21 protein-coding genes and 1 pseudogene are annotated in these 21,547 nt (G+C 62.6%); 13 read left to right on the forward strand and 9 right to left on the reverse strand.

Translation table 11 applies throughout. The features are described 5' to 3' along the window. Positions 1-130, forward strand: a pseudogene (locus Q0894_RS10030) (arginine ABC transporter permease ArtQ); the annotation flags it as partial. Then, positions 130-921 (forward strand): ABC transporter permease, encoded by a 792-nt coding sequence (locus tag Q0894_RS10035; protein WP_299234633.1) that lies wholly within the window; start codon positions 130-132, stop codon positions 919-921. The pseudogene Q0894_RS10030 and the gene Q0894_RS10035, both read left to right, overlap by 1 nt. Positions 922-957: 36 nt before the next feature. Here Q0894_RS10035 and Q0894_RS10040 read toward each other — a convergent pair whose 3' ends face one another. After that, complete coding sequence (locus Q0894_RS10040) at positions 958-1,710, reverse strand: hypothetical protein (RefSeq protein WP_299234635.1); 753 nt, start codon at positions 1,708-1,710, stop codon at positions 958-960. A 293-nt stretch (positions 1,711-2,003) separates the two neighbouring features. Between Q0894_RS10040 and Q0894_RS10045 the strand changes: the two genes are divergently transcribed. Continuing rightward, positions 2,004-3,194, forward strand: a complete 1,191-nt coding sequence (locus Q0894_RS10045) for an RtcB family protein (RefSeq protein ID WP_299234638.1) — start codon at positions 2,004-2,006, stop codon at positions 3,192-3,194. 127 nt (positions 3,195-3,321) lie between these two features. After that, entirely contained in the window at positions 3,322-4,377 is a 1,056-nt protein-coding gene (locus Q0894_RS10050; protein ID WP_299234640.1) for a GTP-binding protein, read from the forward strand. A gap of 51 nt (positions 4,378-4,428) precedes the next feature. On the opposite strand, the gene Q0894_RS10055 is transcribed toward Q0894_RS10050, so the two are convergent. Then, positions 4,429-5,202, reverse strand: coding sequence for a glutaredoxin (locus Q0894_RS10055; protein ID WP_299234642.1), 774 nt, complete (start codon positions 5,200-5,202; stop codon positions 4,429-4,431). A 215-nt stretch (positions 5,203-5,417) separates the two neighbouring features. Next, positions 5,418-5,990 carry an XRE family transcriptional regulator gene (locus tag Q0894_RS10060; protein ID WP_299234644.1) on the reverse strand — a complete coding sequence of 191 codons (573 nt, stop codon included), beginning with the start codon at positions 5,988-5,990 and terminating at the stop codon, positions 5,418-5,420. 185 nt (positions 5,991-6,175) lie between these two features. On the opposite strand from Q0894_RS10060, the gene Q0894_RS10065 reads away from it, so the two are divergent. The 4 genes from Q0894_RS10065 to Q0894_RS10080 are packed head-to-tail and all read left to right on the forward strand — an operon-like array spanning position 6,176 to position 11,595. After that, on the forward strand, positions 6,176-7,939 hold the full coding sequence (locus Q0894_RS10065) for a sodium:solute symporter family protein (protein WP_299234646.1): 1,764 nt from the start codon (positions 6,176-6,178) through the stop codon (positions 7,937-7,939). Further along, positions 7,936-9,897 carry an FAD-dependent oxidoreductase gene (locus Q0894_RS10070; protein WP_299234648.1) on the forward strand — a complete coding sequence of 654 codons (1,962 nt, stop codon included), beginning with the start codon at positions 7,936-7,938 and terminating at the stop codon, positions 9,895-9,897. Before Q0894_RS10065 ends, Q0894_RS10070 begins: the two co-directional genes overlap by 4 nt. A 22-nt stretch (positions 9,898-9,919) precedes the next feature. Beyond that, positions 9,920-10,672, forward strand: a complete 753-nt coding sequence (locus Q0894_RS10075; RefSeq protein WP_299234651.1) for an electron transfer flavoprotein subunit beta/FixA family protein — start codon at positions 9,920-9,922, stop codon at positions 10,670-10,672. After that, positions 10,669-11,595: an FAD-binding protein gene (locus tag Q0894_RS10080; protein WP_299234654.1), complete on the forward strand. Its 927-nt coding sequence runs from the start codon at positions 10,669-10,671 to the stop codon at positions 11,593-11,595. Before Q0894_RS10075 ends, Q0894_RS10080 begins: the two co-directional genes overlap by 4 nt. A 204-nt stretch (positions 11,596-11,799) precedes the next feature. On the opposite strand, the gene Q0894_RS10085 is transcribed toward Q0894_RS10080, so the two are convergent. After that, complete coding sequence (locus Q0894_RS10085) at positions 11,800-12,402, reverse strand: XRE family transcriptional regulator (RefSeq protein ID WP_299234658.1); 603 nt, start codon at positions 12,400-12,402, stop codon at positions 11,800-11,802. 223 nt (positions 12,403-12,625) lie between these two features. Here Q0894_RS10085 and Q0894_RS10090 point away from each other — a divergent pair, with 223 nt between their 5' ends. The 5 genes from Q0894_RS10090 (at position 12,626) to Q0894_RS10110 (ending at position 16,994) form a co-directional block, all read left to right on the forward strand. Beyond that, the gene (locus tag Q0894_RS10090) at positions 12,626-13,690 is read left to right on the forward strand and encodes a C4-dicarboxylate ABC transporter substrate-binding protein (RefSeq protein WP_299234661.1); all 1,065 of its coding nucleotides are present in this window, start codon (positions 12,626-12,628) and stop codon (positions 13,688-13,690) included. A 119-nt stretch (positions 13,691-13,809) separates the two neighbouring features. Further along, a complete protein-coding gene (locus Q0894_RS10095; protein WP_299234664.1) occupies positions 13,810-14,325 on the forward strand; it encodes a TRAP transporter small permease subunit in 516 nt (171 codons plus the stop codon). After that, positions 14,322-15,647 carry a TRAP transporter large permease subunit gene (locus Q0894_RS10100; RefSeq protein WP_299234667.1) on the forward strand — a complete coding sequence of 442 codons (1,326 nt, stop codon included), beginning with the start codon at positions 14,322-14,324 and terminating at the stop codon, positions 15,645-15,647. Before Q0894_RS10095 ends, Q0894_RS10100 begins: the two co-directional genes overlap by 4 nt. 31 nt (positions 15,648-15,678) lie before the next feature. Further along, complete coding sequence (locus Q0894_RS10105; protein WP_299234670.1) at positions 15,679-16,716, forward strand: Ldh family oxidoreductase; 1,038 nt, start codon at positions 15,679-15,681, stop codon at positions 16,714-16,716. An 80-nt stretch (positions 16,717-16,796) separates the two neighbouring features. Continuing rightward, on the forward strand, positions 16,797-16,994 hold the full coding sequence (locus Q0894_RS10110) for a hypothetical protein (RefSeq protein ID WP_299234673.1): 198 nt from the start codon (positions 16,797-16,799) through the stop codon (positions 16,992-16,994). A gap of 148 nt (positions 16,995-17,142) precedes the next feature. On the opposite strand, the gene Q0894_RS10115 is transcribed toward Q0894_RS10110, so the two are convergent. The 5 genes from Q0894_RS10115 to Q0894_RS10135 all read right to left on the reverse strand — a co-directional run bounded on the left by Q0894_RS10115 (position 17,143) and on the right by Q0894_RS10135 (position 21,501). Continuing rightward, on the reverse strand, positions 17,143-17,358 hold the full coding sequence (locus tag Q0894_RS10115; protein WP_299234676.1) for a hypothetical protein: 216 nt from the start codon (positions 17,356-17,358) through the stop codon (positions 17,143-17,145). 220 nt (positions 17,359-17,578) lie between these two features. Continuing rightward, positions 17,579-18,439, reverse strand: a complete 861-nt coding sequence (locus Q0894_RS10120; RefSeq protein WP_299234679.1) for an ABC transporter permease — start codon at positions 18,437-18,439, stop codon at positions 17,579-17,581. A 22-nt stretch (positions 18,440-18,461) separates the two neighbouring features. Continuing rightward, complete coding sequence (locus Q0894_RS10125) at positions 18,462-19,319, reverse strand: ABC transporter permease (protein ID WP_299234682.1); 858 nt, start codon at positions 19,317-19,319, stop codon at positions 18,462-18,464. Continuing rightward, complete coding sequence (locus tag Q0894_RS10130; RefSeq protein ID WP_299234685.1) at positions 19,319-20,419, reverse strand: ABC transporter ATP-binding protein; 1,101 nt, start codon at positions 20,417-20,419, stop codon at positions 19,319-19,321. Before Q0894_RS10130 ends, Q0894_RS10125 begins: the two co-directional genes overlap by 1 nt. A gap of 5 nt (positions 20,420-20,424) precedes the next feature. After that, positions 20,425-21,501 (reverse strand): extracellular solute-binding protein, encoded by a 1,077-nt coding sequence (locus Q0894_RS10135; protein ID WP_299234688.1) that lies wholly within the window; start codon positions 21,499-21,501, stop codon positions 20,425-20,427. Between the last annotated feature and the right edge of the window lie 46 nt (positions 21,502-21,547).

Here is a 21,547-nt window from a genome sequence, read left to right on the forward strand (position 1 = left end):
GGCGACCCGCGAGCCCTTCACCTTCATGATCATCGTGGGTGCCATCTACCTGTTGATCGCCAGCGTCTCCGAGTGGGGCTTCGCCCGCCTGCAGAAACGCTATGATGTCGGCTTCGGGGAGGTCAAGTGATGGATGCCCTGATGAGTCGACTCGAGACCCTGCTGGCCGACAACAGCATCTTCACCCTGCAGACCCTCGGCTACTACGGCGAAGGGCTGGTGACCACCGTGCAGCTGGTGTTCCTGTCGCTGGTGATCGGCCTGGTGCTGGCTATTCCCCTGGCCATCGGCCGCGGCTCACGGCATCGCTGGATCAGCCTGCCAATCTTTCTCTACTGCTACGTGTTCCGCGGCACCCCTCTGCTGATACAGCTTTACCTGATCTACTACGGGGTGGTGTTCGTCGAGGGCATCCAGGATACCTGGCTTTGGGTGCTGCTCGAGAAGCCCTTCGTGCCGGCGCTGGCCGCCTTCACCCTCAACACCGCGGCCTACACCACCGAGATCTTCCGTGGCGCCATCAAGTCCACCCCCCGCGGCGAGATCGAGGCGGCACGCGCCTATGGCATGACCCAGCGCCTCATGCTGCGCCGGATCGTGCTGCCCAGCGCCTTCCGCCGCGCGCTGCCCGCCTACGGCAACGAGGTGATCTTCATGCTCCACGCCAGCGCCATCGCCAGCGTGCTCACCCTCATGGACCTGACCGGGGCGGCGCGTTTCGTCTATGCGCGATTCTATGCCCCCTTCGACGCCTTCCTGTTCGTGGCGGCCATCTATCTGTGCCTGACCTTCGCCATCCTCTACTTCTTCCGCTACCTGGAGAAGCGTCTGCTGGTCCACCTCGGCACACAGGGGGGGCATACACGTGCACGCCATACCCGAGGATTGATGAGGAAAGGCGGTATCAAGGGAGCATCGTGACCAATATTGGCTGCTCCGGCATCCTCAAGAGGGTCGTCAAAACTGTTGCGTGGCGGACTCCAGCCGGCCGTCTGCAAAGCACAGGGTGAAGTGCTCGAGCGGGGCGGTGTCATGTTCACGCAGCAGCAACGTTAGCCGATTGCCGCGAAGCTCGGTGTACTCCAGGCGGGCTGCCTGGCCCTCCAGCCAGGCACTACCGGTGATATCCTGATACTTCTGCTTGAGCTCAACGCGGTACTGCCGGTCGTCTGGTCCTGTCCATTCCCATGTCCCCGCCACCTGGGCCGGCACAATCCATAGAAAGAGGTTGGTACCATTGATACGGCGTCGTTCATCCGCTCGCCAGTCGCCCATGTCAAAGGCGTGTGACACGATGCGGGCTCCCGGGCGCAGCGTGCTCAGCAGCCGCGGGCGCAGCTCCACGTTCACAGAGTCGAGAAGGTAGAGCGTAACGACGGTGGCCTCACTGATGTCCGCCGTGAACAGGCTCTCCTCAATGAAATCGACAAGATACTCGACACCTGTCCAGCCCGCATACTCCATGGCATCGGCGACCCTCAAGGGGTCAAGATCGATACCGATGCCGCGGGCATCGCGGGTTTTGGCCGCGGCAACCACAATTCGACCGTCTCCCGAGCCCAGGTCATAAAGTATGTCCTTCCGGCCGACATTGGCCAGACTGAGCATTTCCTCAATCACCGCTTCATCGGTGGGCACATAAGGCACGTCCAGTAACAGGTCTGGCTCCAGTGAATCGTTATCAAGGTCACTGACGAGGTCCGTAAACAATGGCGATACCTGTGTGTGGGGTTTCTGGGGCTATCGGTGGGGCTGTCGCGGCTGTGCCTGGATTCAGGCTGTCACGCCGCGGCCGCCGCTTAGGCGGTGCTGGCTCTTGTCGCTGTCCAACGCTTTCCGGTGCCATCCTCTGCGCGACGAGGCAGGGTGGATTGCGGTTATTCGCTATTCTATTTATGTGATTATAAAATAACTGATTATTCTATACTGTAATAAGGCGGTGAGGTTCTGGCAAATCGTTGTGTGGCCACCGACCGTTTTTGACCCTGGCAAGGAGGGGGTTGATGAAACAGAACAGCGCTGAGGCGTCCTGCGCAAAGAGCGTCATCACCACGGAGGCTCTGCCGATCAAGTTGTGGCTTGAGGCCGAACAGCTCGATGAGGGGGCGCTGGAGCAGGCGCGAGACCTGGCCAACCTGCCCTATGCGTTCCGGCACGTCGCCATCATGCCCGATAGCCACCAGGGATACGGCATGCCCATCGGCGGTGTGCTGGCCACCCGCGACGCTCTGGTGCCTAACGCCGTTGGCGTGGATATCGGTTGCGGCATGTGCTCTCTGCGGACGAGTCTCGACGCGATCGAGACGGCAGATCTGAAGGCGATCATGGGCCTGATCCGCGAGACGGTGCCCGTCGGGGCTGCACGCCACGAAGCTCCCCAGGATGAGGCCTGGATGCCCAAGCGCGAGGGACACCTGCCGATCGTGGCGAGCGAATACGACAGGGCGCTGTATCAGATCGGGACCCTGGGGGGCGGTAACCACTTTATCGAGGTGCAGAAGGGCTCGGATGGCCATGTCTGGATCATGATCCACTCGGGCTCGCGCAACCTCGGCTATACCGTGGCCAACCACTACCATGCGCAGGCGAAACGCCTGAACGAGGCCGAGGGGGAACGGGTGCCCCAGGATCTGGCCCACCTGCCGGCAACGTCCTCGGATTTCGCCCTGTATCGCGACGAGATGAATTACTGCATCGCCTTTGCGCTGGCCAACCGGCGGCTGATGATGGAGCGGGTAAAGCAGGCGTTCGCCGAGGTGTTGCCCGGGATCGAGTTCTCGCACTTTATCAACAAGCCGCACAACTTTGCGGCCGAGGAGGAGCACTTCGGCGAGCGGGTAATCGTGCATCGCAAGGGCGCGACGCGGGCCAGGGCCGGGGAGTGGGGGATGATTCCCGGCTCCCAGGGCACCCGCTCCTTCCTGGTGAGAGGCAAGGGCGAGGCCGACTCCTTCGCGTCGTGCTCCCACGGCGCCGGTCGAGTGATGAGTCGTGCCCAGGCCCGCAGAAGGCTGGACTTCAAGGAGGAGGTGAAGCAGCTCAAGCAGCGTGGCGTGCTGCACGCCCTGCGCGGGCGCAAGGATCTGGACGAGGCCCCTGGCTCGTACAAGGATATCGATGCGGTGATGCGTAACCAGACGGACCTGGTCGAGGTGGAGGTCGTGCTGGAGCCGCTGGCCGTGATCAAGGGGTGAGCCAGCATCGCCAACGCGGTGGTATGTGAGGTGAGTGGCGGATTATCTTGGCTGATGTGAGGGCCTCCCTGTTTCCGGCTCTTATGTTATCTTATAACATTTGCAGCCAACCCCAAGGATACCCCCCATGCCCGAGCCTCTGGCCAATATCCCCGTTCACCTGATCACCGGCTTTCTGGGCAGCGGCAAGAGCACCCTGATCCACCGCCTGATCGAGCAGAAGCCGCCCGGTGAGCGCTGGGCGGTGCTGATCAATGAGTTCGGACAGGTGGGAATCGATCAGGCGATGTTCGAGGCCCGCGATGACCTGGTGGTAAAGGGGCTGCCCGGTGGCTGTCTCTGCTGCCAGCTGGCCTTCGTGCTTCAGGCGACGCTGGTCAACCTGCTTCATCGTTATCGTCCCGATCGGGTGATCGTGGAGCCATCGGGGCTGGGTCATCCAGCGGGGCTGCTGGAGGTGCTGCGAGGCGAGGCCTTTGCCGAGGTGCTGGATGTGCGCAGCATTGTGGCCCTGCTTGATCCCCGCCGCCTGGATGATCCGCGCGCCCGCGAGCACGAAACCTTCCGCGATCAGATCGCCATGGCCGACGGGGTGGCGCTGACCATGACCGACCTGGCCACTCCGGCACAGCGATCCGCCGCAGGCGAGTGGCTGGAAGGGTTCTGGCCCCCCAAACGCTGGGTCCTCGAAGCGCCTGGTGGTGCGCTCCCCCTGGCGCAGCTGATGGCTGGCGAGGAGGGTGAAGAGAATGGTGAAAGAGCGCCAGTGATGCGGGAAGTGCTCGACAGCGAGGCTCATCGTCGCCTGCGGGAAGCCGCGAGCAATGTTCTGGCCCCAGGAGCGTTCGAAGCCCCGTTACCCGAGCGGGGCAGGCCGCAACGCGAAACCGGCGGCGCCCTGGGGCATGCGACCCTCGGGTGGCGCTGGCATCCTCAGGACACCTTCGACCTCGATCGACTGGGAAATGTGCTGAGCGAGCTGCCCCAGTCGCTCAGGGTAAAGGGGGTCTTTTCTACCGATGCCGGCTGGAAGCTATATAACCGCGCCGACGGCGTGCTGACCCTCACCGACAGTGCCTGGCGCCGCGATTCGCGCCTCGAGGTCATCGGCGAGACGGGCAGCCTGCCGGATGAGCGACAGCTGGAGGCGGCGCTGGCGGCCTGCCTGGTAAGCGCAGCCTGATGCCCGGGGCTCTCCCTCAATCATTGCCGGAACAGTCGCCAGGAGGGCTGATCACAACACGAGGTGTTTCAGGGGCATCCAGATCCCCATGGCCATCATGATCAGGTTCTCGGTCAGGGAAACGAACCCCAGCGGAACATTGCTGTTGCCCCCGACGCAGGCGCACTTCAGCTCGCGCTTGTCGATATAGACGGCCTTGAAGACCGAGATGGCGCCTACCGTGCCGATAAACAGCGCCAGGGGCGCGGCAAGCCAGATCAGGGCGCCAGCCAGCATCAGCAGACCGGCCAGGGTTTCGGCGAAGGGGTAGAGATAGCCGTAGGGTACATGGCGCTGGGCGAGCAGGTCATAGTTGAGAAACATGGTGCTGAAACTCTCTACATCCTGCAGCTTCTGAAGACCCAGCAGGGTCATGGCGGTGGCAATTGCATACTCCGGCATGCGTGACGAGAAGAGCGTGCCACCGGCCACCCAGCTCACCGCCAGGCCGATCAGCAGAGAGATCGCAAAGATGGCGATGACCGGTCGATAGGTCGTCTCCTTCTCGCCGGGAACACTCATTCCCAGGTAAGCACGAACCTCTTCATAGCCCCCCACGCGCTTTTCACCGATATAGACCTGCGGGGTGGTGTCGACCCCCGCCTGCTCTTGAAAGTCCTCGACGGCCTGGCGTGAGGTAAGGGGATGGTCGTCTACCGTGTAGCCCTTGCGCTCGAGCAGATCCACGGTCTTGAGACCGAACGGGCAGAGATGCTGCTCCATCTTCATGCGGTAGACATGCGCCGTTTCATGCTGGGTAGACGCTGTAGAAGAGGGGGTGCTCATAACATCAACCTCCTTATCAGGCCTGAATTCAAGCGATACGCCTGGCCGCTTGCATGCAGGCTCTGCCGCCATGCTCGCCAGGGGTGTATGACCTAAGCACTTGTCACCTTAGACCCTTGTTCCACCCAAGGGTCAATGTCGGTGTTGGGGTGGGGCGGTCAGGGTTCAGGTCAAGGCGGTGATTTAAGTAGGCGAGGGCGGCCCCTTGCGCTTGTTCAGAAAGAGGCGGGGGTAACAAACCATAGGGCCGTGGTTTCTCCTTCGCTCAGGTTCCGGTGAGCGTGGGGTTCGCTACTGGTGAACGATAGACAGTCACCTTCCTCCAGGACGTATCGATCGTCACCCACCATGACCTCCAGGCTGCCCTGGAGTACCAGCACGGCCTCATGGCCCTTGTGCGAATACGGTTCACTCTCTGTGCTGGGGGGGTAGCTCGAGTAGATGACTTCCAGGTTGTTGTTACTGCGGGGGGTTAGCAGCTGATCGACGATGCCGTCCTGATACTGGATCTCGATACGCTGCTTTCTCTTGACGAGTCGATCGTCGAGGGGGCGCTCACTCCCTTCAGCTCCCTCTTGCGGGTCCGAGAAGAGCCACTGCATGGTCACGCCCAGCGCTTGGGCGATCTCCACCAGAGAGCCGATCGAAGGTTGACTGATCCCCCTCTCAATCTGGCTCAGATACCCATGCGAGAGGCCGGTGCGCTGGGCGAGTTGTACCAGGGTCAGGCCCTTCAGCTTACGGAGACTGCGAATCCGCTTCCCCTGAAGGTGAGTGCTTGGGGTCATGGTGGTAGCTGCCCTGTAGGAAAGATTGTCTCGCATATTGTACCGCATGCTTCTCAATGTCTTTATCAGCAGCACAATACTAAGGTCTTATGAGTATTGGTAAAAATTTTAGTATATTTTTTCACTCTGAGTGATATCTCAACCTGGTGGTTCATACAAAGGTTTACTAATACAAGGACAATCCTATGAACATCTACTTCTGGGGGCTGCTGGTCAGCCTCGCCATCTATCTGTTGGTTGGCAATTACGCCGGCCGAAAGGTCAAAGGGCTGGACGATTATTTCGTAGCGGGTCGACGCGCCCCAACATTACTGATCGTCGGCACTCTGGTGGCAAGCTTCCTGAGCACCAATGCGTTTCTCGCCGAGACGGGGTTTGCCTACGATGGATATGCCTTCCTGATGCTCGCCCTGGTGGGGGTCAATACCAGTGGCTACGTGATCGGGGCGGTATTCTTCGGACGCTTCGTACGCCGCAGCCGTGCCCTGACCATTCCTGAGTTCTTCGCCAAACGTTTCGACTCCCGCGCCATGCAGGTGCTGGCGGGGGTCACCACCGTGATCGGCCTGACCGCGTACCTGTTGGCCGTCACCCAGGGGGGATCGATTCTGATCGCCGACGTGGCGGGCATTCCCACCGGGGTGGCATTGGTCTTGATGTGGCTGGGCTACATGATCTTCACGCTCTATTCCGGTTCTCGCGGCGTGATGCTGACCGATACCATCATGTTCCTGCTGTTTACCTTGGTCTCGATCCTTGCGCTGCCCTATCTGTTCGGCGAAGGCGGCAGCTGGCAGTCGACGCTAACGGCTCTCGCTACCTATGAGGACAAGCCAGGTATTATCGCCTGGCATGGCCTGACGGGAGAGGGCGCCTACTGGGCATCGGGGCGCGAGGCCTTGATCTGGGCGTTGGTGCTCGGTGCCTCCTGGTCGCTAGTGCTGGCGGTCAGCCCCTGGCAGACCAGCCGCTATCTGATGGCCAGAAGTGAGCATGTAGTAGTGCGCTCGGCCTGCATTTCGGGTCTGGTGCTTGCCGGTCTGTATGTCGTGTTGATGTTTGGCGGTGCGGCCATCAACCTGGCCAACCCGGACATCTCACCCTCTGAGCGCGTCATGGTATGGGCCGGCATGAACATGATGCCAACCCTGCTCGGGACCCTGTTGATCTCCGGCATCATGGCTGCCGCCCTGTCGTCGTGCTCGACCTTTCTGTCACTGATCGGCTTCAGCGTATCCAACGATATCCTCAAGACCTCCCGCAAGGAGGATAGCAAGGCGCTGCGCACCAGTCGGATCATCATGTTCGCTGCCGCCACGATCAGCCTGCTACTGGCGTATTTCCAGCCGCCGGCGGTGATGTGGATCACCTACTTCGCGGGAACCCTGTTTGCTTCGTCCTGGGGGCCGGTGGCATTCCTGTGTATCTGGAATCGTAGCATCACCGCCCCGGCGGCCTTTATCGGCATGCTGGTAGGGTTCGTGGTCAATATCGGGGCCAAGCTGCTGGACCAGGCCGGTGTGGTGTCGTTGCCGGTCTACCTGGACCCCTTCATCCTGGGCTTCGTGACCAACCTTGTATGCCTGCTGGTGATCTCCCGTGTCACCCGTCCTCGGGATTCCGCCCTGCGCTATTTCGATGAGCTGCATCGTACTCCAGAGGAGGAGCTCGATCCGGTTGAGGTGAACAAGACCCTGGCTTGGCCTCTGGTGGTCATGGTGGCTGGTCTTGTCATCGCCGGATTGCTGGTCGCCTTCTACGCCATCCCCTATGCCACGGCGCAGGGGCGTGACTTCCATCTGTTCAGCGGCGAGGGCCTGCTGTCGATGGGCTACGGCCTATCGGTCTTCTGTGTAGGGCTGCTGGCTTTCTGGCAGGTCAAGCGTGTCTACGGCCACAAGTCACAACGCCGTGAGCAAACTCACCAAGCAGCGGAGGCCCAGCAATGAGTGCTCAGGAGCTGTTTCCAAACCTGTTTTCACCGTTCCGTATCGGCCCCTGCACGATCCCCAATCGGATCGTGTTTACCGGCCACGATACCTGCCTACCCGAGGATGGCATCGTTAACGATGCCCTGGTGGCGTATCTCGAGAAGCGCGCCCGCCATGGCACTGGCCTGATTGTGTTGCAGGTCTCCGGGGTACATGAGAGTGCCCGCTATACGTCGCACCTGCTGATGGCCAACGACGACGCCTGTATTCCCGGGTATCGACGCCTGGCTGAAGCCTGTGGGCAGCACGGAAGTGTACTGTTCGCCCAGCTTTTTCACCCCGGTCGCGAGATCATGGAGTCGTCGGATGGTTTGAGGCCTGTTGCCTACTCCGCCTCCGGCGTGCCCCAGGAGCGTTTCGGGGTGATGCCCCGTGGCCTGTCGCGCGCCGGGATCCACGAGATCGTCGAGAGCTTCGCCGCGGCTGCCCGGCGCATGTGCCTGGCTGGTATCCAGGGTGTCGAGATTCTCGCCAGCCACGGTTACTTGCCAGCCCAGTTCCTCAACCCTCAGGTCAATCGGCGTGATGATGAGTACGGTGGCAGCTTCGCCAACCGTGTACGCTTCCTCGAGGAGGTCCTCGACGCCATTCGTCGTGAGGTCGGCGATAGGATGGCCGTTGGGTTGCGCCTCTCCTGTGATGAGCGGGACGAACAGGGGATGGGCCAGGACATCGCCATCGAGACCCTCCGCCATCTGGAGAGCCGCCTCGACTATGCCAGTGTGGTGGCCGGCACCTCCGCCACGCTTGGCGGGTCGGTGCATATCGTGCCGCCGATGAGCTACGAGAGTGCCTACCTGAGTAAGGAGTCACACTCCCTGCGGTCGGACCTCTCCCTGCCGCTGATCCTGACCGGTCGCATCAACCAGCCCCATGAGGCCGAAGAAGTCATACGGTCCGGAGCGGCTGACCTGTGCGGCATGACCCGGGCGTTGATCTGCGACCCGGCCATGCCGGCCAAGGCCCGTCGGAATGATGCCGACGGTATTCGAGCCTGTATCGGCTGCAATCAGGCCTGCATCGGACATTTTCACCGTGGCATACCCATCTCCTGTATACAGTACCCGGAGTCGGGTCGCGAGCTTCTCTATGACGATCTCGGCCGTGCCGAAATCTCGCGGCGGGTAGCGGTGATCGGTGGTGGACCGGCGGGCATGAAGGCCGCCATGGTGGCTGCCGCTCGTGGACATGAGGTCACCCTGTTCGAGGCCGGGCGCCGGCTTGGCGGGCAGGCCAACCAGGCCCAGTTGTTGCCGGGGCGCAGCGAGTTCGGTGGCCTGATTACCAACCTGATGGAAGAACTTAAGCGTGCCGAGGTCGAAGTGGCGACCCAGAGACACGTTACACCACAGGCACTGGTCGCGGAGGGCTTCGAGCGAGTCATAGTGGCGACCGGGGCCCGACCCTACACGCCGCCTCTTGAACTATTGGGTGAGCTACCGGTGAGCCAGGCCGTGGCGCTGCTCGATGGCGCCTCATTGCCGGGTGGTCATGTGGTGATCTACGACACTCAAGGGGACTGGGTCGGAGTTGGTGTGGCCGAGCTGCTGGCCCGAGAAGGAGCGCGGGTTACCCTGGCGGTCAACGGCCTGCACCCCGGGGAATCGCTACAAAGCTATGTACGTGATTCTACCGTGGCGCGTCTCCACGATCTGGGGGTGCGGGTGATGACCTATGCTCGCGTCTTCGGCGCCGACGACGATAGCGTCTACTTCTATCACACCGGCGGAGCCGAGCCGATGGTTGTCGAAGGAGTCGATCATCTGGTGCTCTCCTGCGGGGGAGAGCCGGTTGTGTCTCCGGAGGATGAGGATCGCTGGGCCACGCTACCGGTCACCCTGGTTGGCGACTGCCTGGCCCCGCGCACCGCCGAAGAGGCGGTCTACGACGGCTTGAAGGCCGCCATGGCTATTTGAATTCACTGGAGCATTGAGCACGATGAAGATTCTCGTCGCGGTCAAACGCGTCATCGACTACAACGTCAAGATCCGCGTCAAGCCGGATCACTCCGACGTCGACCTCACCAACGTCAAGATGGCCATGAATCCCTTCTGCGAGATCGCCGTGGAAGAGGCGGTACGCCTGAAGGAGAAAGGGGTGGCCACCGAGGTGGTCGCGGTCACCGTGGGGCCCAAGGCCGCCCAGGAGCAGCTGCGCACCGCCCTGGCGCTGGGCGCCGATCGCGCCATTCATGTCGAGAGCGACGAGCGCGTCGAGTCGCTGGGTGCCGCCAAGGCACTGGCCAAGCTGGTCGAGGAAGAGCAGCCGGGCCTGGTCATCCTCGGCAAGCAGGCCATCGACACCGACAACAACCAGACCGGCCAGATGCTCGCCGCGCTGACCGGCCTGCCCCAGGGCACCTTCGCCTCGGAAGTGGCCGTGGACGGCGACAAGGTGCAGGTAACCCGTGAGATCGACGGCGGCCTGCAGACCGTCGAGCTCTCCCTGCCGGCCATCGTCACCACCGACCTGCGCCTCAACGAGCCGCGCTACGCCAAGCTGCCCGATATCATGAAGGCCAAGAAGAAGCCGCTGGACGTCAAGAGCCCGGCGGATCTCGGCGTCGAGATGGCGACCCGGACCAAGCTGCTCAAGGTCGAGCCGCCGGCCGAGCGTCAGGGTGGCATCAAGGTGGGCTCCGTGGACGAGCTGGTCGACAAACTGAAGAACGAGGCGAAGGTGATTTCATGAGCATTCTGATCCTGACCGAACACCATGACGGCGCCCTGGCCGGCGCCACCGCCCATGTGGTTGCGGCCGCCAAGGCCATCGGGGGGGATATCGATGTGCTGGTGGCCGGCGAAGGCGTCGCTGCCATCGCCGAGGCCGCCGCCAAGCTGGACGGCGTCAGCAAGGTCCGCGTGGCCGACAACGCCGCCTACGCCCACCAGCTGGCCGAGCCGATGTCGGCGCTGATCAATGAGCTCGCCGGCGACTACAGCCACGTGCTGGCCGCCGCCTCCACCACCGGCAAGAACGTGTTGCCGCGGGTCGCCGCGCTCAAGGACGTGGCGCAGATCTCCGAGATCATCGCAGTGGAATCGCCCGATACCTTCAAGCGTCCCATCTACGCCGGTAACGCCATCGCCACCGTGCAGAGCGAGGACGCCCTGAAGGTGATCACCGTGCGCACCACCGGTTTCGATGCGGTAAGCGAGGGCGGCAGCGCCGGCGTGGAAGCGGTCGACTTCGTCGCCGACAACAGCCAGTCCACCTTTATCAAGGAGGAGCTGGCCCAGTCCGACCGTCCGGAGCTGGGGGCCGCCAAGGTGGTCATCTCCGGTGGCCGCGGCATGGGCAACGGCGACAACTTCAAGTTGCTCGAAGGGATCGCCGACAAGCTGGGCGCCGCCGTGGGCGCCTCGCGCGCCGCCGTGGATGCCGGCTTCGTGCCCAATGACATGCAGGTGGGGCAGACCGGCAAGATCGTCGCGCCGGAGCTGTATATCGCCGTGGGCATCTCGGGCGCCATCCAGCACCTGGCCGGCATGAAGGACTCCAAGGTGATCGTGGCGATCAACAAGGACGAGGAGGCGCCGATCTTCCAGGTAGCCGACTATGGCCTGGTAGCGGACCTGTTCGACGCCCTGCCGGAGCTTGAGCAGAAGCTCTGATAACGATCGTGATCTTCCAGGTCGCGCTCTCGATGAGCTGCGGCCTGGTGGCGGATCTGTTCGATGCCCTGCCGGAGCTTGAATAGAAGCTCTAGGACAAACAGGTACCATCCGCACCGCCTATGGTCTGATGGCGGATGTCTACCGAGATTGGCCGGTGCTCCGATTGCCATTACGTCGACACGCTACGTCATGGCATTTCGATCAAACGCTGCTGATCCACAGGATCCGAGCTGGCTCCGGACTTTTCGAGATCACCGCGTGACCCATCTGGCTATCCAGTGCCAGGCTGTCGCCGACCTGGAGCCGAACTGGCTCATAGTGCTCGGTCCAGACTTCCACTTCCCCCTCCTGCACGACTATCTGCTCCTGTCCGGCATGCTTCTGTAGCTCGCCGAACTCTGCGATGTCGGTGTTCAGCACCGTCGTGGCAAACACCAGGAAATCCTTGGTGAGCATATCGCTGCAGAGCAGTTCGAAACGGTAGTTGGGGGTTTCCACAACCGGGCCGCCTCCCGCTCGAGTCAGCGTGCGCCAGCCGCTAGGAGAGCTGCGTTCGGAATAGTAGAACAGCTCGCTGACCTCTACCTCCAGGGCCGCGGCCAGGCCAACGATGACGTCGTAGGTCGGGGAGAGGCGGCCATTCTCGATGCGCGAGATGCTGGCTGCCGAGGTCCCTGATGCAGAGGCCACCTGGGCAATGGTTAGCTCCCTGGATAGTCGAAGCGCCTTCAGGCTCTTGCCAATTGAGCCGGGTTTACGGCGCCGTTCAAGGGGCCGTGGAAGCACTGTCGAGGTGTCACTCATGGCGCCCTCTCGTTTCAACGATTATAAAAATATACCTTAATAATCAATAGTATATACGTTGTATTTCTATTTTTGACTTGATATTGCGTATATGCAATCCTGAATCAGGGTCCCGGAAGATTCAAGCAGCTTCATATTAGTGGTGGCCGCAGCCCTCGTGTGATGCGGCTTTTTTCTTTCTTGATGCCCGACTCATACACAAGAAGACCTTGAGGGGATAAACATGAATAACAGGAATCGACTGGTTGCGGGCATCACCCTGGCGACTGCCCTGGCGGCTGCCACCACAGGTGTCAGCGCAGCCGATAAAGAGTGGAAGATGGCTACCCCATGGGGCGGAGGGCCCTGGCTGGAGCGTGACGCTCAGACTTTTGCCGATTACGTCAACCAGCTGACCGCCGGCGACATCGAGATCGAGGTTTTCCCGGGGGGGACCCTAGGCGGCGCTCTTCGCGTGACCAACACCGTCAAGGCGGGGGTTGCCGATGTAAGCCACAACTACATCAACTACGACTATGGCACTGACCCTACTGCCGCGCTGCTTGCCGGCCACTCCAGCGGTCTGACGCCGGAAGAGTTCATGATGTGGATGTATGAGGGCGGTGGTGCCGAGCTTTACGAAGAGTTCCGGCGCGAAGTCTTCGATGTTGTGGCCTTCCCGTGCTCGATCCTGGGTACCGAGCTCTTCCTGCACTCGAACAAGAAGGTCCAGACACTGGAGGACTTCCAGGGACTGCGACTGCGGACTTCGGGTGCCTGGGCCGAAATCGCCTCACGTCTGGGGGCATCCACCGTGGTCATGGCCGGCAGTGAGATCTACAACGCCCTGGATCGCGGTGTGATCGATGCCGCCGAGTGGGGTAGCCCGGAGATGAACAAGCCCACCGGCTTCCAGGATGTGGCGCAGTATGTCGTGCTGCCCGGCGTGCACCAGTCAGGAGGCTTCCTGGAGTGTCAGGTGAATCAGGACGCCTGGGATGAACTGGATCCTGAGCAGCAGGAGCTGCTGCGTCTGGCCGGCAAGCTCAGTGTGTTCGATTCCTGGCTGGCCAGCTCCTACGCCGACCTGGAGGCCTACCAGGAGCTGGTCGAAGGCCCCAATGAGATCGTCCAGCTGGACCCTGCCTTTGTCGATGCGATCTACGAGGAAACTCGCAAGTGGGAGGATGAGCACGCCGAGGACAATGAGTGGTTCGCACGTGTGCTGGAATCTCAGCGCAACTTCAAGGACTCCATGTCGAACTGGCAGCAGTATCGTCTGCCTATCGGCGCGATGGGCCGCGAGTAACGGCTAGCGCCTCCGTCTAGATGTGGCGCCAGGAGGAGAGAGGCCCGTCAGCCTCTTCTTCCTGACGTCCACATCTGGGTGTGGCGTCCCCACCGATAATCCCATCTGGGAAAACTGAAATGAATCTGATCCATACAATTGAGCGGCTGACCCGCTGGGCAGGGTGGTTAGGCGCGGTGCTGACCTTTCCCCTGATCGCGGCGCTGGTGTACGAGGTGTTCAGCCGCTATGTGCTTGGCAGGCCGACACTCTGGGCATTCGAGGTCAGCTATATGGTCATGGGAGCGATCTTCATGCTGGGCATGGCCAATGCACTGCGCCAGGGTCAGCACGTGAGTGTCGATCTGTTGAGTCAGCGCTGGGCTGACCGAACCAATGCCGCGGTGCGCCTGGCGGGATACTTGCTGTTTCTCCCGGTGTTGGCCTGGTTGGTGTGGGAGTTGGGTGCGTATGTCATCGACGCGCTCGAGAGTGGTGAGCGCTCGGGGCGTTCGGCCTGGAACCCGGTGGTCTGGCCGGTATTCCTTAGCTGGTGGCTCGGCTTTCTGCTGCTTCTGCTCCAGGTCATCGCGGAAATCTTGAAGGCAGTGGCTACGCTGCGAGGCAATCCGCCCGTCGGGGAGGGTTCCGCATGAGTGATTTCCTGTCGCTGGCCATGTTTCCGGCACTTATCGGACTGATCATTACCGGTTTCCCGATCGCCTTTTCCATGATTCTGGTCGCCACGCTGTTCGGCATCTTCCTGTTCGGCGATGCTGCCGCCTATCAGCTACTGACCAAAATCGAAGACACCGCCTCCAACTCGATTCTCGCGGCGGTGCCGCTGTTTATCTTCATGGGAGCGATGCTAGAGCGCTCGGGCATCGCCGAGCGCCTGTTTACGGCGATTCACTTCTGGACACGGCGACTACCCGGTGGCCTCGGGGTCGGGGCAGTTGTCATGGGTACCCTGTTCGCGGCGGCGAGTGGCGTGGTGGGTGCCACCGAGGCGGTGATCGGCCTGCTGGCCATTCCGGTCATGCTCAAGCACAACTACAGCAAGTCGCTGATGTCCGGCACGATCTGCGCGAGTGGCTCGCTGGGAACCGCCATCCCCCCATCGATCACGGTGGTGGTGCTGGGACCGGTCGCCAGCGTGTCGGTCGGGTCGCTGTTCAGTGGCCTGATGATGCCGGGCTTCCTGATGGCCATCCTGTTCCTGCTCTATATCGTGCTGGTGGCCTATCTGAAGCCCGAAATGGCGCCACGAATGCCCGTGGAGGAGGATGACACGAGCTGGGGCGAGAAGGTACGCGTCACGCTGTTGGCCCTACTGCCCACCCTGGCACTGATCATGACGGTGCTCGGTACCATTCTGCTGGGGATTGCGACGCCTACCGAGGCCGCGGCCTGTGGTGCGCTGGGCGCGGTGGTGCTGGCTCTGGCCTACCGTACCTTGAGCTGGGACGTGCTGTGGAACTCCGCGCTGCGCACCCTGAACATCTCGGCGATGATCCTGCTGATCGTGCTGGGCGGTAACATGTTCGCCGGTGTCTTCTTCGCTGCCGGTGGCATGGCGACCGTGCAGTCGTTACTGATGGATACCGGCATGAGCCCCTGGATGGTGATCGGCATGATCCTGTTGATCGCCTTCCTGGCCGGTTTCGTGCTGGACATGATCTCGGTGGTGCTGATCGTCATTCCGGTGGCCATGCCCATCGTGCGTGCCCTGGGGTTCGACGAAATCTGGTTCTGCGTGGCATTCCTGGTGGTGATGCAGACAAGCTACCTGACCCCGCCGCTGGCGCCGTCGATTTTCTATCTCAGGGCCATCACGCCACCCGAGGTGACCCTAAGGCATATGTACGCCGGCGTGGTGCCGTTTATCGTGGTGCAGCTGATAGTGCTCGCGCTGGTGCTCGCCTTCCCGTCCCTGGCGATGTGGTTGCCTGAGCAGCTGAGTGGTCCGTCATGGTGACGAGTGTTGAATTTTCACGGAGCATGAATTGATGAAGGACCATGAAGCGCGCCAAGAGGCGACCGTCCACCTTGACCGTGATGCCCTGATGGCCCTGTGCCATCGAGTCCTGGCGCATCATGGCTTCACCGAGGAGCAGGCCAGCGCCCTCGCTGGCACCCTGGTGGCCGCTCAGCTGGATGCGAGCCACTCCCATGGCATCTATCGGCTGCTGGGTATCATCGACACCGTCAGGAAGGGGGGCGCCGTTGCCGATGCGGTCCCCGAGGTGGAGGACGTGGCGCCCGGCGTGGTGCGTGTCGATGCCAAGGGGGGCTTTTCTCCCTGTGCCTTCGAGCTCGGTCTGCCGCATCTGGTGGCCAAGGCGCGTGATGCGGGGATCGCCCTGATGGCGATCAACCACTGCGTGCATACCACGGCGCTGTGGGTCGAGCTCGAGCGGCTGACCGAGCAGGGGCTGGTAGGCATTGCCTGCAACCCGACGCAGGCCTATGTGGCCCCACATGGCGGCAAGCAGCCGCTGTTGGGCACCAACCCCATTGCCTTCGGCTGGCCCTATCCCGGCGATGCGCCGTTCACCTTCGACTTCGCCACCAGTGCCATCGCAAGGGGGGATATCGAGCTGTATCGGCGTGAGGGAAGGGCGATCCCCGAGGCGTGGGGCGTCGATCGTCATGGCGCGCCCTGCAGCGACCCCGCCGAGGTGCTCGATCATGGCGCCATGACCCCCTTCGGCGAGCACAAGGGGTCGGCGCTGGCGATCATGATCGAACTGATGGCCGGCCCGCTGATCGGTGATCTGCTCAGCGTCGAGTCCAGCGAGCATGATGAGGGGCGGCGTGGATTGCCGTATCATGGCGAATTGATCATTGCCATTGACCCTTCGCGCCTGACGGGGGAGGCGTCGAGCGCCCATATGGAGCGCTCGGGGCGCCTGTTCGAGGCGATCCTTGGGCAGGGGGCGCGTCTCCCTTCTCAGCGCCGTTATCGCGAACGTGCCCGTAGCCTGGAGCATGGGGCCGAGGTGCCACTCGCGTTGGTCAATGATATCGAGGCGCTGCTCGACTGAGCGGCGTCAGGGGCCGGGCGAGGGCACTGATACCCGCTCGCCGGCCCCGTTCGAGCCGACACTTAAAAGGAGTTAATCCGATGTTGAAACGCCATCTTTTCGTGCTGGTAACGCTGCTGGCGGTCCTGGTAATGGCCGGTTGCAGCTACACGCCAGCACGTATCAAGTCCGAGCCGTTGATCGAGATCGACGATGGCCGCCATCACGACCGTGACCATCGCCATGGGCATGGTGGCGATTTCTGTCCGCCGGGGCAGGCCAAAAAGGGGCGCTGCTGACCAAGTCCTTGCCTCTCGCTCTTGCCTCAAGCCCTCGGCACACCGCTGCCGGCTCCCGGGCCGCAGTGTGGTGGTCACGTGGTGGCGCGGCGAAACTGAAGTCAACCGCTGGATGAATGCAGAGGCCGGCTAGCGGTGAGAGCCCGACCTAGTCGCCAGGCGGATGGTCCTTCACTTCCTTGTCTGCCAGGGCGGCCGCCACGGCCTCTTCCCACTCACCTTCCGTGATGTCCCACTGCTTCATCTCCTTCTGGTCGGCGGGGCCTTCGGCGGCCTTGCGCAGCTGCTCTTCGGAGCCCTTCTCGTAGCAGTGCCGGGCAAAGGCCCGGGTCTTGGTGTCGTTCAACTGGTCGATCACTGACATATTGCTACCTCCTCTTTCCTGAGCCTTGGGACTGCCTGGTCCATGAACCAGGGCGATATGGCATCGTTTGTTGCTGGTGGGCCTGGTCGGTCAGCTTCACCCTGGTTAGGCAGCCGTACCCAAGGCAGGGTGCCACCGCCACGGTCGATACTTCAACTCGGCCGGTGTTTCAACTTGCCAAGTGCTGCAACTCGACAGGCCTTCCATCCACCAAGAAGGCTCAGGCGTTGCTGCCGGAACCGCGCCGCAGAACCAGGGCGGCCAGCAGCGCCGAGGCCACCATCAGAACCAGGGCGGCGGCATTGAGCACCGGGGTGGAGCCTTCGCGCAGCCGGTTGAACAGTGCCACGGTCAGCGGGGTATCGCTGCCGGTGAGCATCACCGTGGTATTGAAGTTCTCGAACGACATCAGGAAGGCCATGGCGGCGGCGCCGAAGATGGCCGGCAGCAGCCAGGGCAGGGTCACGGTGAACCAGGCCACCAACGGGGTGGCGCCGAGGTTGAGGGCCGCCTCCTCGAGCTGGGGGTTGAACTTGCGCAGCCGTGCGGCGATGACCAGGGTGCTCAGGGTGGTGATGAAGCTGACCTGGCCCATCACCACCAGGGGGGTGCCGGGACGAAACAGATCCAGCTCCACCGCCCAGGCGCGGGCGACCTCGTTGGCCATGCCGCTGTAGAACACCAGAATCGACACGCCGAGGATCACCCCGGGAATCACCAGCGGCAGCAACAGCAGCAGATAGAGGAACTCCTTGCCTCGGAAGTCGAGCCGCTCGAACAGCACGGCATTGCCACACCCCAGTGCGACGCTGACCAGCGTCACCCAGAAGGCGATCTTGACGCTGACCCACAGTGCCGCGAGCAGGCCGCTGTCGTGAAAGAAGCCGGTGCGTCCCTCACTGCCATCGGCGATGAACCAGTCCAGCGTGGCACCCTTCCAGGGCAACGACGGGAAGGGGGCATCGTTGAAGGCAAAGGCGGCGGTGACCACCAGCGGCAGTGCCAGGTAGAGGAAGAAGGCGACGAGGTAGGCCAGATAGAGGCCATTGAACCAGCGCGAGCGGGGTACCGAACGAATCATCCGCTTATCCTCATCATTCGATTTAGCCCATGACCTTGCGCAGCGACTGGCCGGTCAGCTTTAGCCCGAGCCATACGATCAGCGACGACAGCACCAGCAGCAGCACCCCCAGCGCCGCCCCCTGCTCCCAGTTGAAGCGGGTGATGAACTGGGTGAATATCTGGCCGGTAAACCAGGCGCTGTCCTTGCCCCCCATCAGGATCGGCGTGAGGTAGCTGCCCAGGGTCAGCATGAACACCACGATGCAGCCGGAGACGATGCCGGGCATGGCCCAGGGCACGACGATTTCCCGCATGACCGTGACATGGCCGCCGCCGAGGTCGTAGCCGGCCTCGACCAGGTTGTCGTCCATGCCCTCCAGGGTGGTGACCAGTGGCACCACCATGAACAGCAGGCCGTTGTAGACCAGCCCGACGATCACCGCGACGTCGTTGTAGAGCATTTCCACCGGCCCATCGACCCAGCCGAGGCCTTGCAGGGCGGCGCTGAACAGCCCGCTCTCGCGCAGCAGGATCATCCAGCCGTAGGTGCGCACCAGCTCACTGGCCCAGAACGGCACCAGACAGGCGAGAAACAGCCAGCCCTTGGCCCGCCCACGTGCCAGCCGGGCGATATACCAGGCCACCGGGAAGGCGATCAGCAGGGTGATCAGGGTGGTAAACAGCGACATCACCCCGGTGCGCAGGAAGGTGCGCCAGTAGTAGGACTCGGTGAAGAAGTTACGGTACTGCTCCACGCCGAAGGCCAGGGTGTCCCAGCTCTCTCGCACCTGAAACGAGACCCGCAGCATCTGCACATGGGGCAGCAGCACCAGCAGCACGATCCATAGCGCGAAGGGGGTGAGCAGCAACCACAGCGACAGCTTTCCGGTTGAGCGCATCAGCTGGCCTCCGCCGCAAACACCCGCGCCAGCTGCGGGTCCCATGCCAGCGTCACGCTGGAGCCCTCCTCGGGCACCGGTACACTGCCATCCTGAGGCAGGCGCACATAGCAGCGCTCGCCGGCCGCCTCGACCTCCACCCGGCTGTTGGCGCCGTCGAACAGGGTGGTACGTACCTGGGCCCTCAGCGTGCAGTGCCCCGGCGCGGAAGCGCCCAGCACCAGGGACTCGGGGCGGATAAACAGCTCGGCCCGGTCGCCGATTGCTGGTGCCTGATGACGGCCTGTGTCGGCCAGGCGCCCGCTGATGGCGCGGCCATCCGCCAGCGCGATCTGCGCCAGCTCGCCTTCCCGCGCCAGCAGCTTGCCGCCGAGGCGGTTGTTGTCGCCGACGAAGCTCGCCACGAAGGGAGTGGCGGGCTCGCGATAGAGCGCTTCGGGCGTGGCCACCTGGTCGAAGCGGCCGTCACGCATCACCGCGACGCGGTCGGACATCACCAGCGCCTCGGACTGGTCATGGGTGATATACACGAAGGTGGTGCCGAAGGCCTTCTGCAGGTTCTTGAGCTCGACCTTCATCTGGTCGCGCAGCTTCAGGTCCAGGGCGCCTAGGGGTTCATCGAGCAGCAGCAGGGTAGGCTTCAGCACCAGGCAGCGCGCCAGGGCGACACGCTGGCGCTGGCCACCGGACAGTTGCTGGGGGAAGCGTGGCTCCATGCCGGCCAGCCCGACCTGCTCCAGTACCTCGGCGATGCGTCGACGCCTCTCGGCGGCGGGTACCTTGCGGCGCTTGAGGCCGTAGGCGATGTTGTCACCCACGCTCATCGTGGGAAACAGCGCCAGATGCTGGAAGACCATATTGACCGGGCGGTGGTTGGGCGCGACATCGTTCATGCGCTGACCGCGGATCATGATGTCGCCCGAATCTGGCCGGTCGAAACCGGCCAGCAGGCGCAGCAGCGTGGTCTTGCCGCAGCCCGAGGGGCCCAGAATGGAGAAGAAGCTCCCAGCGGGGATTTCAAGCGATACCTGGTTCACCGCGGTGTGCGATCCAAAACGGCGAACCAGGTCCTGGCAGTGCAGATCGATATCAACTGCCATGCCGGTTACTTCGCGGCCTGAACGCGATCCAGCACCTGGCCTTCGACTGTCTCGAGGCCCGGCGGCACCGGCGGATACCACCTGATGTTGTCGATGGCGCCATCGTCGAAGCTGGCGCGGTAGGCATCACGCAGATCGGCATCTACGAACTCGTCGGCGCCCTTGGAGACGGTGAAGTTGCCCGAGGCGTTGGTGATCTTGGCGGCGATCTCCGGCTGCATCACGAAGTTGATCCACTGATAGGCGGCATCCTCGTTCTCGCTGCGGCGCGGAATGGCGAAGGTATCGATCCAGCCAAGTGCGCCGGACTCCGGTGCCACGAAGTTGATCTCGGGGTCTTCGGCATTCAGCTTCCAGCCGCCGGCATCCCAGGCCATGGCGGCCTTCACCTCGCCGGTACGCAGCAGCGACAGTAGCTGGTCGCCACCGGTCCAGTAGGTCTTCACATTGGCCTTGCAGTCGATCAGCTTCTCTTCCACCTGGGAGAGGATATCGGCGTAGGCATCCTGGTCGTGATAGGCGGCGAAGGGGTCGAGTCCCATGGAGAAGGCGAAGCCCATCAGCGTCGGGCGCTTCAGCCGATAGCTGACCTGGCCGGCCACCTCCTCGCTGCACAGGTCGGTATAGTCGGTAACGATATCCTTCACGCTGTCATGCACGATCAGCCCGCTGGTGCCCCACACCGCCGGCACACCGTAGTAGTTGCCGTCGAGCTCGGTGGCCTGCTGGGTCGCCTCGACCATCGAGGCCTGCATGTTGGCGGTCTCCAGGCGGCTGTAATCCACCGGCTTGTAGACATTGAACTGACGCTGCACGCCGACGATGCGGTCCTGGCTGGGCTGGGCCAGGTCGAACCCGGCTCCGCCGGTAGCACGCAGCTTGGAGATCATGTCCTCGTTGTTGGAGAGGGTGATCTGCACATCGATGCCGGTCTGCTCCTCGAACGCCGCCACCACCTCGTCGGGGGCATAGCCGCCCCAGGTGATGATCCTCAGCTCCTCGGCCGAGGCGGCGCCTGCCGATAGCCCCAACGTCGAGGCCATGGCGACCGCTGTTAGTGTTGTTGTGCGCATCCTGATCATGAGTGTCCCCTTGAAGGTGGTGGGCCAAACATTCGTCGAAGGTGAT

The sequence above is a fragment of the uncultured Halomonas sp. genome (genome assembly GCF_947501415.1).
Classification (GTDB): domain Bacteria; phylum Pseudomonadota; class Gammaproteobacteria; order Pseudomonadales; family Halomonadaceae; genus Halomonas.